Consider the following 12,833-nt stretch of genomic DNA (forward strand, 5'->3'; position numbering starts at 1 on the left):
GAGTAGCCCTATGAGTGAACAAGCAGTAAAACCGATCACGATAGCGATTTCCGCCATGGGTGGCCAGGGCGGAGGGGTGTTGTCGAACTGGATTCGAGACCTGGCTGAAACCAATGGTTATGTTGCGCAATCGACGTCGGTTCCCGGCGTAGCTCAGCGCACGGGGGCAACAATTTATTATCTCGAATTGTTTTCCCAGTCCGCGATGGCGCAGACTAATCAAGAGCCGGTGCTTGCGATGACTCCGGTTCCGGGGGATGTGGATGTCTTGATAGCCGCAGAGCTGGTCGAGGCGGGGCGCGCGCTTCAGCGAGGTTTTGTGAGCCCGGATCGCACCACACTGATTGCTACCACGCATCGTTCTTATACGGTTTCCGAGCGCCAGCAAAAAGGAAATGGCTTGGTGGACAGCGACAAGATCGTTGCCATCGCTGAGCAACAGTCTAAACGTTTGATTGCCTTCGATATGAATCAGTTGGCGATTGAAAATCACTCTGTCATCAGTTCGGCCTTGTTTGGTGCGTTGGCGGCATCGGAGGCTTTGCCGTTTAATAAAGCACAGTTTGAAGCGGCGATCGAAGCCGGTGGTGTTGCGGTTGCCAGCAGTTTGGCGGCATTCAATGCGGCGTATCAAAAAGGCCAGGGTGAAGAACCGCAATCGGCCACGAATGTCGGAGACGATCAGGTATTTTCTGATTTGCCAGAGCAGGTGAAGAGCGAGTCGGCGAAAGTTCTGTTGCAGCGTGTCTGTGATGACGTTCCCGAAGGCAGCCGAACTTTGGTCTTTGAAGCGGTTAAGCAGTTGGTGGATTATCAGGATCCGCAATACGCCCACCAGTATTTGGATCGGTTGAAAGAAGTACTTGAACTGGATTCTTCGGCGAAGGACTACATGCTCAGCAATGAGTTGGCCAAGCAGTTGGCATTGTGGATGGCGTTCCAAGATACCATTCGTGTGGCCGAGCAAAAAATTCGTGCCGATCGTTTTGAAAAAATTCGCCGTGAAGTGAAGGCCAGCGATGAGCAAATGGTTTATCCCGTGGAGTTTTTGCACCCCAGGGTAGAGGAAATCTGCGACAGCATGCCAAAAGCCTTAGGAGAGTGGGCACTGAATAATCGTATGGCGCGAGCTTGTATTTCAGCCTTGTTTTCCCATGGCCGAAAGTTGCAGAGCGCCAAGCTCAGCGGTTTTTTGCAATTGTATATGTTGGCCAGTTTCAAATCCGGACGCCGAAAAACCTTACGTTATTTTCACGAAAATAATCATATTGAGGCTTGGCTGGACCGCATTAAGCAAGCTGTTGCCCGTGATTATGATACGGCTGTAGAGATTGCTCAGTGTCAGAATCTCATCAAAGGCTATAGCGATACGCATGCGCGTGGCTATGAAAACTTTAATGCGATCATGGATGAAGTCGATACTTGGCTCGCGTCCGGTGAAGGCAGCTGTGCTGCGCGAATAGCCAAACTTCGCAAGGCGGCCTTAAGCGGTGAAGATCGCAGTGCGTTCGAAGCCGAACTGGCACTGGCAAGTTAACGCTCATCGATTTGGGGCTGCGTGGATTGTACCGACCGCGCTATTTAAACCGGGAGGCCCTATTGAAAATAGGGCTTCAGCTCCTCGCGCAGGGGCATGGCTTTCAAGGCACTGACATTGGCTCCGCCGGTATTGCCCTGTGGCACCCACAAAGGGGTAATGAGTGGGCTCGCGATCATGCGGAACATTTGTCCCCAAATGTCTTTCCAGCTTTTCTGCTTCCAGCCCACTCTTAGCATCCAATAGTGACTTAATGTGTGCGCGCCGATGCTGTTTTGGCCGAGCACATGGGCGTTTTCCAGCTGATAAAAACAGGCTTCCCATTCCTGTTGATCGAACAGTCGTCTGGCGTCATTCAGGCAATCATCAAAGGCGGCTTTTCGTTTTGGGTTCATGGCTCGGATCTCCCGGCTTGGTTTGTGTGCATTGTTGGGCAGAGTGTCGGGCTTCCAGCGGCTATAAGGTCAAGGGCTTTGTGTTATGATCGGCGCCCCTTTGGTTTAGCTGCTTTACCCATGTCGAACGATACTCCCCGAGACAGTACTGATTCAGGGCAAAACGGTCAGTTCTATCTTCCGGCCGAAACTTTCGAGCATTGCTACGAAATTAAAAAGAGCGAATTTATTTGCCAGCTGCATGAGGTATCGGATCGGGCGGCAGCTATGTCTGTGCTTGCCTCGGCCAGGGAGCAATACCCTGATGCGCGTCATCATTGCTGGGCGTATATTCTGGGCTCGCCTCGCCAAGCCATATCCCAGGCATTTAACGATGATGGTGAACCCTCCGGGACGGCAGGCAAGCCCATTCTGAATGTGTTGCAGCATCGCGGTTTGGGCAACACGATGGCCATTGTTGTGCGTTACTTTGGGGGGATTAAACTCGGAGCCGGAGGGCTGGTACGGGCCTATTCCCAGGCGACTCAACAGGCCATTGAGCGATGTCCTTTGGCGTGCTTTGTGCCCAGGCAGCTCCTGACGCTCGATTGCCCGTATGACTTGGAGCCCGCCTTGCGGCGTTTCCTGGAGCAGCATCAGGGTGTGGTGCTCGAGCAGCAGTACGACCGTTCCGCGCAATTTAGGATCTCCCTCCCAAAACCGGAAATTCCAGCGTTTAAAACCTGGCTCAGTCATCATTTTCAGATTAATTGCGCTTTCGAGGACGAGTGAGCGGCTACACTTTGTGAACGATATGGAACGCTTAGGGTCTTGAATGGACACCGGATTGGGATTCACACCGGGTTAAGTTGAGGCCCTTAAGCTGGCTGCGTGATGTTAGAGGTAAGTTGTTGTATGAAGAAGTTTTTGTCGCGGTCTGAATTCAGGCATTATGCGATGTGTCTGTCGCTGCTGCCCTTGCTGTTGTCGGCAGCGTCGGTATCGGCCAAGTGCCAGTATTATTCGTTTTTGGATTTTGGCGTCGATCCGGCGGCCGGTAAGGTTTTTCGCAGCTCCGGTGTGCGCATGTACCAGCTTGGCCTTGAAGCGGCTTACAGCCCTTATGGCCATGTTGAGAAGGACGGGTTTGCGATTCAGCAGCTGGGACCGTTTAATACGCCAGAACAAGCTCGGCAGCGTTTGAATCTGGCCTTGCAGAAATTAAAAAAAGACGGCTATCGCAAAGTGAAAAAGGCCGACTTTCCAAGACTGATGTTGCTGAATAAAAAACTGTGCAGGTCGCCAACGTAAAAGTATTCCGGGGGCAGGCTAAAACTCTGTCAGGAAAGCTGTTAAAATCGGCGCCGCAAATAGACCTGTGTAGAGCCTGATTTCAATATGAGTCAATCCCCGATTGTTGTCGCACTTGATTACGACAATGCCAGTGATGCCATTGCCTTGGCAGATCGCTTAAACCCTACCCAATGCCGCTTAAAAGTCGGTAAGGAACTCTTTACCCGTGCGGGTCCGGCGGTGGTCGAGGCGCTAATGAAGCGCGATTTCGATGTGTTCCTGGATTTGAAATTTCATGATATTCCCAATACCTGCGCGAAGGCCGTCAAAGCCGCCGCTGATTTGGGGGTGTGGATGGTTAATGTGCACGCCAGTGGTGGTCAACGCATGATGGAGGCCGCGCGCAATGAGTTGCTGAATTTTACGGCGCCACCGATTCTTATTGCTGTCACGGTATTGACCAGTATGGATGCCGATGACCTGGCAGGCTTGGGAGTGATGGTATCACCTCAGGAACAGGTGCTGAAGCTGGCCAAGTTGGCCCAAAGCTCTGGTATGGACGGGGTGGTGTGCTCCGCCCAGGAAGCCGCATCACTGCGCGCACAGGCGGGCAGTGACTTTTGTCTCGTGACCCCTGGTATTCGCCCCGCGGGCAGCGCTGCCAATGATCAGCGTCGCATTGTGACGCCTCGCCAGGCGCTGGATTCGGGGAGTCATTATCTGGTGATTGGTCGTCCAATCACTCAGGCGGAGAATCCCGCCGAGGCCTGTGCTGCCATCTTAAGTGATATTTCCTCCGCGAACGCGGTTTAGGTTTGGGCATGGTTCAGCAGATGGCATTTATCATTACGATTGATGGCCCCAGTGGTGCGGGTAAAGGCACGGTTTCAGCCAAGCTGGCTCATGAATTGGGTTTTGCTTTGCTCGACAGCGGTGCCCTGTACCGTTTAACCGGGCTTGCGGCGCGTCTAAACCAATGTGATTTCAGCGATTCTACCGCGCTGGGTGATGTAGCAAGATCACTGGATGTCGAGTTCCGTTCCACCGAAGCGGGTGTCACCATTTACCTGGCGGGTCAGGATGTGAGCCAGGCGATTCGCACTGAGCAGGCTGGGATGGACGCTTCCGCGGTTGCGGCGGTGCCTGCAGTTCGTGATGCGCTGTTGCAGCGCCAGCGCGATTTTGCACAGCCTCCCGGCGTGGTGGCGGATGGTCGTGATATGGGCAGTACGGTGTTTCCGCAAGCTCAATTGAAAGTGTTTCTGACGGCGAGTGCCGAGGAGCGCGCACGACGTCGTTTGGCGCAACTGCAACTGAGCAATACCGGCGAGCACTTTGACTACGACAAAATTTTGCAAGACATTGAGGCCAGAGACAAACAAGACAGTGAGCGAAGCAGTTCGCCTTTGCAGGCCGCGAGTGATGCCGTGTTGCTCGACAGCAGTGAGATGAGCATTGCTGAGGTGCTCGAAGAGGTGTTATCGCTGTACCGTAGTCGCCGTTGATTTGCTTGCTTTAAAAGAATACCGATGATTTGAGCTTGCCCACGATAAGGATGCAAGAATAGAAATGGATTACTGGCTTTTGCCTTTATTGCTGCTGCTGTTGCTGGCTGCCTATCTGATTGGCAGGCGTGTGCAGCGCAAAAAGTCTCGCCGACGCCGGCAGGACCGTCATGTGCTTTTTGATAGTAAGGCCCAGCAGTACATATCCGGATTGAATTTTCTTTTGAATGAAGAGGGTGATGCGGCAGCGGAAGCGTTTATTGATGCTTTGCCGGTGAGTCGCCAGACTCTGCAAACCCATCTCTCATTGGGGCGCATGCTGCGTAAAAATGGCGAGATTTCCTCCGCTATTCGTACCCATCAAAGCTTATTGGCTTCTCCTTATCTTGAAGCAGACGATGTCGACCTCGTTCAGCTTGAGCTGGCAATCAACTATGTTGTTGCCGGACTGCTGGACCGTGCAGAAGCCTTGTTAAGGGATTCGCTTAAAGCGCAGGACCCTTACATTCGCCAGCAGGCGCTGGAACATTTGGTGGCACTGTATCGTGAAGAGAAGGAATGGCAGAAGGCCATCGAAGTGATTAATCGTCATGCGGAGCGCCGTTTTGGGCGAGCGACCGAGGAGTGGGCAAATCAACAAAGTCACTTCAGTTGCGAGCTGGCGGAGCAATCCATTGCTCGAGGTGCCTATCAGGAGGCGCAGCGTCAGTTGCGTGCTGCGTTGGCCTTCGACAAGCGCTCTCAGCGCGCCCAGCTACTGCAAGTGAGGTTGCAGCTGCTGAGCGGTGATCATGTTGCCGCTCGTAAGAAGCTGATCAAGCTGATTTTGGCCGGCTGCGATATTTGGGAGCCAATGGCGGCGTTGCTGCTGCAGATTTATGAGCAGTCCGGCCGTTCTGAGCAGGTGCTTCAGGAATTGCGTGAAATCAGCGTCCGACACGGTGTTGAGCCTTTGTTGGGCGCGGTTTATGGCGAATTGCAGAAAATTTCCCCGGAGCAGGCCAGGGATTATCTTCAGGAAATGTTTGAGGCGTCCGGCTCCGGCGAGGCGCTTGCGGGCATTTTGGAGGATGCGGACCAGAAAATGGCCCCCTTGCGTCCTCTCTTGCGAGGCTATGTGCTGCAGCAGCAAGCCATTCATATGCCGCATATCTGTTCCGGCTGTGGTTACAGCTCCCAGCAGCACTATTGGCTCTGTCCAACCTGCAAATCCTGGGGTATGGGGCGCCGTAATCAAAAGCCGAAACCCACAAATTCCGGAGTGAAGCCATCCGCATAGCGGTATGACTTCGCGACTGGGCTCGGTTTCCTATCTAAGCCCCTGTCATTGCTGGGTTTTCGTTGAAATTCAGCCTGCTTTCTGTTAGTCTCCGCCCCTCGCAATTTCGTGCCAAGCGAACTAGGCCGATGCGACGGGGGTAATGCCAGCAATGTTTACCCTCAATTTCATTAACAGACCCATGCGACTGGCCGCGTGGCAGAGTGGTTAAAGGCATTTGTTACTGACCGCCGTAACCACCTTTATCTATAGGTATTGTAATGAGCGAAAGCTTTGCAGAATTATTTGAAGAAAGTTTAAAGTCCGTTGATATGGTCCCCGGTTCAATCGTAACCGGCGTAGTTATCGATGTAGACAAAGATTGGGTAACCGTTCACGCTGGCCTGAAATCTGAAGGCGTGATTCCTGCGGCCCAATTCCTGAACGAAAGCGGTGAGCTGACCCTGTCCGTTGGCGACGAAGTTCAGGTTGCACTGGAAAGTGTTGAAGACGGTTTCGGTGAAACTCGTCTGTCCCGTGAAAAAGCCAAGCGCGCTGAAGCTTGGACTGTTCTGGAAGCGGCTCATGAAGCCGATGAAGTGGTTACCGGTGTTATCAATGGTAAGGTTAAAGGTGGTTTCACCGTTGACGTTTCCAGCATCCGTGCCTTCTTGCCTGGTTCTTTGGTTGATGTTCGCCCTGTTCGCGAAACCGCTCACCTGGAAGGCAAAGAGTTAGAATTCAAAGTGATCAAGCTGGATCAGAAGCGCAACAACGTTGTTGTTTCTCGTCGTGCGGTTCTGGAGCACGCCAACTCTGCTGAGCGTGAAGAGCTGCTGGCCAACCTGCAAGAAGGTATGGCGGTTAAGGGTATCGTTAAGAACCTGACTGACTACGGTGCCTTCGTTGACCTGGGTGGCGTTGACGGCTTGTTGCACATCACTGACATGGCTTGGAAGCGCATCAAGCACCCAAGCGAGATTGTTAATGTTGGTGACGAGATCGACGTTAAAGTATTGAAGTTCGATCGTGAGCGTAACCGCGTATCTCTGGGTCTGAAGCAGTTGGGTGAAGATCCATGGATTCAGATCACTAACCGTTACCCAGAAGGTGCTCGCATCAAGGCTGTGGTAACCAACTTGACCGACTACGGTTGTTTCGCCGAGTTGGAAGAGGGTGTTGAAGGTCTGGTTCACGTTTCTGAAATGGATTGGACTAACAAGAACATCCACCCATCTAAAGTCGTTAATGTTGGCGACGAGCTGGAAGTGATGGTTCTGGACATCGACGAAGAGCGTCGTCGTATTTCTCTGGGTATCAAGCAGTGTCAAGAAAACCCATGGGATGCTTTCGCACGCACCAGCGCTAAAGGCGACAAAGTTACCGGTAAGATCAAGTCTATTACGGACTTCGGTATCTTTATCGGTCTGGAAGGTGGTATCGACGGTCTGGTTCACTTGTCTGACATCTCCTGGCACGAAGCTGGCGAAGAAGCCGTTCGCAACTACAAGAAAGGCGATGAGCTGGAAACAGTTATCCTGGCAATTGACCCTGAGCGCGAGCGTATCTCTCTGGGTATCAAGCAGTTGGATGCGGACCCGTTCTCTGACTACGTTGCTCAGAACGACAAAGGCGCCATCGTTGTTGGTACCGTGAAAGAAGTTGATGCCAAGGCGGCGATTGTTGTTCTGGCCGATGACGTTGAAGCTGTGCTGAAAGCGTCTGAAATCAGCCGTGACAAGGTAGAAGATGCCCGTAACGTGCTGAAAGAAGGCGAAGAAGTTGAAGCTAAGATCGTTAGCGTTGACCGCAAGAACCGTGCGATTAACCTGTCTATCAAAGCGAAAGACTACGATGACGAGAAGAGTGCAATTAAAGAGCACACGGCGAAGTCAGCTGAGCAGGTTGCTCCTGCTACCATTGGTGACCTGATCAAGGCGCAAATGGCGAGCCAAGACAAGCAGTAATTGCTTGATTTTGACTGAAAAAGGCGGGTTTTGACCCGCCTTTTTTTGTTTTTAGGGGTCAATTTTAGGAAAGTCGGTTTTAATTTTACTTAACTTGTTGATTTTTAATGTTTTATCGGGTTATTGTTGCCGAGCGGTAGATATTTCAGGTTGACTGAAGGTGTGCCATGACCAAATCAGAATTGATCGACAAAATAGCCATACATCAAGACCAACTGTCTCAGAAGGACGTGGAGTTGGCGGTAAAATTGATGCTGGAATATATTTCCAAGATGTTGGCGACCGGTGAACGCATCGAAATTCGCGGCTTTGGCAGCTTTTCACTGCATTATCGGGAATCACGTGTAGGACGGAACCCGAAGACCGGGGACTCGGTTGAATTGGAGGGTAAGCATGTGCCTCATTTTAAACCGGGTAAGGAATTACGCGACCGAGTTAACGAAGGCTTGCATCGCTCTTAGCGCCTCACTGCTGTAAAATCACGCCTATATTTTTTATTAGGGCATTTCTGCCCATTATCGTCTTATTGCCGCCTGCTGAGCTCAGTGGGCGAACCAATTATCGGGATGTATATACATGACAGACTCCATTAACCCGAATGGCCGTAAAGGGATCATTTTGGCCGGTGGTTCGGGCACTCGCCTTTACCCCATTACCCGTTCAATCAGTAAGCAAATGGTGCCAATTTACGATAAGCCCATGGTTTATTATCCTTTGAGCACACTGATGCTGGCGGGTATTCGCGATATTTTGCTGATTTCAACACCGCGTGATTTGCCCGCGTATGAAGAGCTGCTGGGTGATGGTAAAGAATGGGGATTGAATATCCAATATGAGGTTCAGCCGTCTCCTGATGGCCTGGCACAGGCGTTCATCATTGGTGAGAAATTTATTGGCGACAGCGATTGCGCCCTGGTTTTGGGCGACAATATTTTTTACTCGCAAGATTTCCAGAATATTTTGCAACGCGCTTGTGCTCAAGAGGGTGGTGCGACTGTTTTTGGTTATCACGTAGATGATCCTCGCGCTTATGGCGTGGTGGAATTCAGCCCGGAAGGCAAGGTGTTGTCCATTGAAGAAAAGCCTTCCCAGCCTAAGTCCAAGTATGCTGTTACCGGCCTTTATTTTTACGACAACCGCGTCATTGATATCGCCAAGTCCATCAAGCCGTCCGATCGCGGAGAGCTGGAAATTACCGATGTAAATAAGGCCTACTTGGATGACGGCACATTGACGGTTGAATTATTAGGTCGAGGCGCAGCCTGGCTCGATACCGGTACCCACGATAATCTTCTGGAAGCGGGTTATTTCATCAGCACTCTGGAAAAACGCCAGGGTTTGAAGGTCGCCTGTCCTGAAGAAATTGCCTACCGCATGGGTTATATCGATGCAGAGCAATTAAAAGCGTTGGCTAAGCCACTCGAAAAGAGTGGTTACGGCAAATACCTGTTGGATGTGTTGGAAGATCAGGTATTTTAATGGATTGCCAAGAAACGAATATTGCAGATGTGCTGCTGTTTAAACCTCGGGTGTTTGGTGATGAGCGTGGCTTTTTTCTAGAAACATTTCGCGAGTCCTGGTTTTCCGAGCGCGATTTGGATTATAACTTTGTACAGGATAATCACAGTTCTTCATCGAAGGGCGTGTTACGCGGTTTGCACTATCAAATGGAGCACACCCAGGGCAAGTTGGTGAGGGTGGTACGCGGTGATGTCTATGACGTTGCGGTTGATATGCGACGGGACTCACCAAGCTTTGGTCAATACGCCGCCGCTCGGCTATCTGAAGACAATAAGCACCTGTTCTGGGTGCCCCCGGGTTTTGCTCATGGCTTTTTGGTGTTGAGCGATATGGCGGAGTTTGTATACAAGTGCACAGACTATTACCACCCTGAGAGCGAAGTCTCTCTGCGTTGGGATGATCCCAGTGTGGGAATTGACTGGCCGTTGGCGGAAGCGGGATTGGATGTACCCAGCTTGTCGGCAAAAGATAAGGAAGGCTTTCCGCTGGATCAGGCGCCCAGCTTTTTAAGCCGCGAGTTGACCACCGCGTCAAAGGGTTAACGGGTAGGCACGCAGGATGAAAATTCTTATTACCGGTGCCACCGGGCAACTGGGTTACCACCTTCAGCAAACCGCTGCAGAAACCGGGCGGAGCGACACGCTCTTATGTCCAGGGCGTGAAGAGTTAAATCTGGCTGACTCTGAATCACTCGATCATTATCTGCGTAATCACAAGCCTGAATACATTATCAATGCGGCTGCGTATACCGCCGTTGATCGTGCAGAGTCTGAGAGTGATCTCGCGCAAGCGGTGAATTGCGGTGCAGTGGAACAGTTCGCGCGATACAGCCTTGAACACAAATGCCCACTGATTCAAGTGTCGACGGATTTTGTGTTTTCTGGTGAGCAGGGGAGACCCTATGAAACCGATACTGAATGCCAGCCGCTCGGTGTTTATGGTTGTAGCAAGCGCGAAGGCGAGCTTGCGGCACTGAGATCGCCCTACGCTCGTATTATCAGAACCGCTTGGGTGTACAGCGAACACGGCGCTAACTTTGTCAAAACCATGTTGCGTCTAGGGCGTGACCGGGATCGACTCACGGTTGTGGCTGATCAAATCGGCAGTCCGACATACGCTCGTAACCTGGCGATGTTTATTTGGCGGTTGATGGACAATGCCTGCGAGCAGACAATTTTCCATTGTTGTGATGCTGGTGTATGCAGTTGGTATGATTTTGCCAACAGTATTTTTGAGCTGGCGGTCGATAAGGGGCTGTTGGCTCAAGCGCCGAATGTGACCCCGATTCGTTCGGAACAGTACCCAACACCCGCTCAGCGTCCACACTATAGCGTTCTTGATTGCAGCAAGAGCTATGCCGCTGTCGATGTTGAGCCTCAGCATTGGCGTACGGCGTTGGCGCAGATGTTGGACAAACTTGGTGAGCAAGAAAAGCACTAGAGACTGAATTATGAAAACACTTTTGGTTACCGGCGGCGCTGGTTTTATTGGTTCTAACTTCTGTCATTACTGGACCAAGCAACACCCTGACGACAAAATCGTTGTTCTGGATGCATTGACTTATGCTGGCCACCAGGAATATTTAAGCGAGCTGCAAGAGCAGTCGGGCCTGGACTTTGTACACGGCGATATTTGTGATTACCCGTTTTTGGAAAACCTGTTTGCCCAGTATGATTTTGATCATGTTGTGCACTTTGCCGCCGAGTCCCATGTGGATCGTTCCATCACTGGGCCGGATGCATTTATTCAGACCAATATCATGGGTACCCATAATTTATTGAAGCTGGCGAAGCAGTATTGGGTCGATCAGGAAAAACCGGGCCATCGTTTCCATCATGTGTCGACTGATGAGGTCTATGGCAGCCTGGAATCTGAAGATCCGGCGTTCAGTGAAACAACAGCGTATGCTCCAAATTCGCCTTATTCGGCGAGCAAGGCAGCCTCCGATCATTTGGTTCGTGCCTATCACCACACCTATGGCCTGAATGTGAGCACGAGTAACTGCTCCAATAACTATGGCCCGAGGCAGGATAAAGAAAAGCTGATTCCGCTGATCATTCACAACATCCTGCACGGCAAAGCATTGCCTATTTATGGCGATGGAATGAATATTCGTGATTGGTTGTATGTGGACGACCACTGCTATGCCATTGATCTGATCTTGCAGAAGGGCAAGAACGGTGAGGTATACAATGTGGGTGGGGAGAACGAGTGGGCCAATCTCCACATTGTTGAATTGATTTGCGACCTGATTGATAAAAAGCTGCAAGATGAACCCAAGTACCTCGAACGCTTCAGCGATTCGCCGGTTGCGAAGGGGGGAAAAGCCAGAGAGTTGATCAGTTTTGTGACCGATCGAGCTGGACACGATCGTCGTTACGCGATCGATCCAAGCAAATGCCATGCTGAGCTGGGCTATCACCCGAAAGAAACCTTCGAAACTGGTATCGCCAAAACGCTGGATTGGTATCTGGCTGAAGCATTGAAGGCTTGATTCTGTGCCTGGCGTGCAACTGACCGCATCGGTGGTTTTGTACCACAGTCCTCTTGATATGGTTGTACGTCACCTCCAAAGTGTGGCGAAATCTTTCGCCCACTTTTACCAATCTTGGCCATCGTCCAATCTTCGGTTTTTGATCGTAGACAACAGCGTGAACGATGCGTATTGGGTTTCCCTTGAAGAACAGCTTTCAGCCAGTGAGTGGCCAACCGGCATGAGCATGGAGCTGATTAAGAGTCCGGCGAATAAAGGTTATGGGCACGCGCACAACCAGGCCTTGGAAAGTATCCCCAGTGATCCCTCACGCGAAGACAATCAATTTCATGTCGTACTCAATCCGGATGTCTATCTCGCTGAGACAGCCTTGTTGGAAAGCTACGCGTGCATGAGAGAGCAAACTGATGTGGCTCTGCTGAGTCCTCAGATTCTCGACAACTATGAGGCTGTGCCACATGTCGCAAAGCGCTATCCGGGCCTGAGAATTCTGATGGGACGCTATTTGAAGGCATCGATATGGCCCGAGCAACAGCGGCATTATGTGTATGCTGAACAAGATCCAACACAGGCATTCGATGCAGAAATGGCTGGAGGCTGCTTTTATTTCTGCCGATTATCGGCACTGCAGGAGATTGGGGGGTTTGATATCAGTTACTTCCTTTATTTCGAAGACTTCGACCTGTGCGAGCGACTGCGAGCCAAGTCTTGGCGACTGCGTTATGAGCCCTCGGTACACATTCGGCATGACGGCGGCGGTGTTGCCGGAAAAACCCTGCAACACCAGTGGTATTTTGTGTGCTCGGCAGCGCGTTTTTATTGCCGCTATGGTTGGCGTTTTTAACCTAAAGGGGCATTCTTGAAGGGCCAAAGTGGTGGCGCAA

At 51.4% G+C, this 12,833-nt stretch carries 14 protein-coding genes; 13 read left to right on the top strand and 1 reads right to left on the bottom strand.

Annotated elements, in window-relative coordinates; genetic code table 11:
* Positions 1-10 precede the first annotated feature (10 nt).
* On the top strand, positions 11-1,537 hold the full coding sequence (locus ABWW03_RS07510; RefSeq protein WP_353407425.1) for an indolepyruvate oxidoreductase subunit beta family protein: 1,527 nt from the start codon (positions 11-13) through the stop codon (positions 1,535-1,537).
* A gap of 59 nt (positions 1,538-1,596) precedes the next feature.
* On the opposite strand, the gene ABWW03_RS07515 is transcribed toward ABWW03_RS07510, so the two are convergent.
* Positions 1,597-1,932 (bottom strand): DUF3703 domain-containing protein, encoded by a 336-nt coding sequence (locus ABWW03_RS07515; protein ID WP_353407427.1) that lies wholly within the window; start codon positions 1,930-1,932, stop codon positions 1,597-1,599.
* Positions 1,933-2,052: 120 nt separating this feature from the next.
* Here ABWW03_RS07515 and ABWW03_RS07520 point away from each other — a divergent pair, with 120 nt between their 5' ends.
* The 12 genes from ABWW03_RS07520 to ABWW03_RS07575 all read left to right on the top strand — a co-directional run bounded on the left by ABWW03_RS07520 (position 2,053) and on the right by ABWW03_RS07575 (position 12,793).
* Positions 2,053-2,703 carry a YigZ family protein gene (locus ABWW03_RS07520; protein WP_353407428.1) on the top strand — a complete coding sequence of 217 codons (651 nt, stop codon included), beginning with the start codon at positions 2,053-2,055 and terminating at the stop codon, positions 2,701-2,703.
* A gap of 123 nt (positions 2,704-2,826) precedes the next feature.
* Positions 2,827-3,222, top strand: a complete 396-nt coding sequence (locus ABWW03_RS07525) for a hypothetical protein (protein ID WP_353407429.1) — start codon at positions 2,827-2,829, stop codon at positions 3,220-3,222.
* A gap of 87 nt (positions 3,223-3,309) precedes the next feature.
* Positions 3,310-4,017 carry an orotidine-5'-phosphate decarboxylase gene (pyrF, locus tag ABWW03_RS07530; RefSeq protein WP_353407430.1) on the top strand — a complete coding sequence of 236 codons (708 nt, stop codon included), beginning with the start codon at positions 3,310-3,312 and terminating at the stop codon, positions 4,015-4,017.
* Between the two features lie 8 nt (positions 4,018-4,025).
* Positions 4,026-4,709, top strand: coding sequence for a (d)CMP kinase (gene cmk, locus ABWW03_RS07535; protein ID WP_353407431.1), 684 nt, complete (start codon positions 4,026-4,028; stop codon positions 4,707-4,709).
* A 64-nt stretch (positions 4,710-4,773) separates the two neighbouring features.
* The gene (locus ABWW03_RS07540; RefSeq protein ID WP_353407432.1) at positions 4,774-5,988 is read left to right on the top strand and encodes a hypothetical protein; all 1,215 of its coding nucleotides are present in this window, start codon (positions 4,774-4,776) and stop codon (positions 5,986-5,988) included.
* A 260-nt stretch (positions 5,989-6,248) separates the two neighbouring features.
* Positions 6,249-7,934 carry a 30S ribosomal protein S1 gene (rpsA, locus tag ABWW03_RS07545; protein ID WP_353407433.1) on the top strand — a complete coding sequence of 562 codons (1,686 nt, stop codon included), beginning with the start codon at positions 6,249-6,251 and terminating at the stop codon, positions 7,932-7,934.
* A gap of 167 nt (positions 7,935-8,101) precedes the next feature.
* Positions 8,102-8,395, top strand: a complete 294-nt coding sequence (gene ihfB, locus ABWW03_RS07550) for an integration host factor subunit beta (RefSeq protein ID WP_353407434.1) — start codon at positions 8,102-8,104, stop codon at positions 8,393-8,395.
* 115 nt (positions 8,396-8,510) lie between these two features.
* Positions 8,511-9,413: a glucose-1-phosphate thymidylyltransferase RfbA gene (gene rfbA, locus ABWW03_RS07555; RefSeq protein WP_353407435.1), complete on the top strand. Its 903-nt coding sequence runs from the start codon at positions 8,511-8,513 to the stop codon at positions 9,411-9,413.
* The gene (gene rfbC, locus ABWW03_RS07560) at positions 9,413-9,997 is read left to right on the top strand and encodes a dTDP-4-dehydrorhamnose 3,5-epimerase (protein ID WP_353407436.1); all 585 of its coding nucleotides are present in this window, start codon (positions 9,413-9,415) and stop codon (positions 9,995-9,997) included. Before rfbA ends, rfbC begins: the two co-directional genes overlap by 1 nt.
* A 16-nt stretch (positions 9,998-10,013) precedes the next feature.
* Entirely contained in the window at positions 10,014-10,895 is an 882-nt protein-coding gene (rfbD, locus tag ABWW03_RS07565) for a dTDP-4-dehydrorhamnose reductase (RefSeq protein ID WP_353407437.1), read from the top strand.
* 7 nt (positions 10,896-10,902) lie between these two features.
* On the top strand, positions 10,903-11,949 hold the full coding sequence (gene rfbB / locus ABWW03_RS07570) for a dTDP-glucose 4,6-dehydratase (protein ID WP_353407584.1): 1,047 nt from the start codon (positions 10,903-10,905) through the stop codon (positions 11,947-11,949).
* A 4-nt stretch (positions 11,950-11,953) separates the two neighbouring features.
* The gene (locus tag ABWW03_RS07575) at positions 11,954-12,793 is read left to right on the top strand and encodes a glycosyltransferase family 2 protein (protein WP_353407439.1); all 840 of its coding nucleotides are present in this window, start codon (positions 11,954-11,956) and stop codon (positions 12,791-12,793) included.
* The last annotated feature ends 40 nt before the right edge of the window (positions 12,794-12,833 follow it).

Source organism: Pseudoteredinibacter isoporae, from assembly GCF_040372805.1.
Taxonomy (GTDB): domain Bacteria; phylum Pseudomonadota; class Gammaproteobacteria; order Pseudomonadales; family Cellvibrionaceae; genus Pseudoteredinibacter; species Pseudoteredinibacter isoporae_A.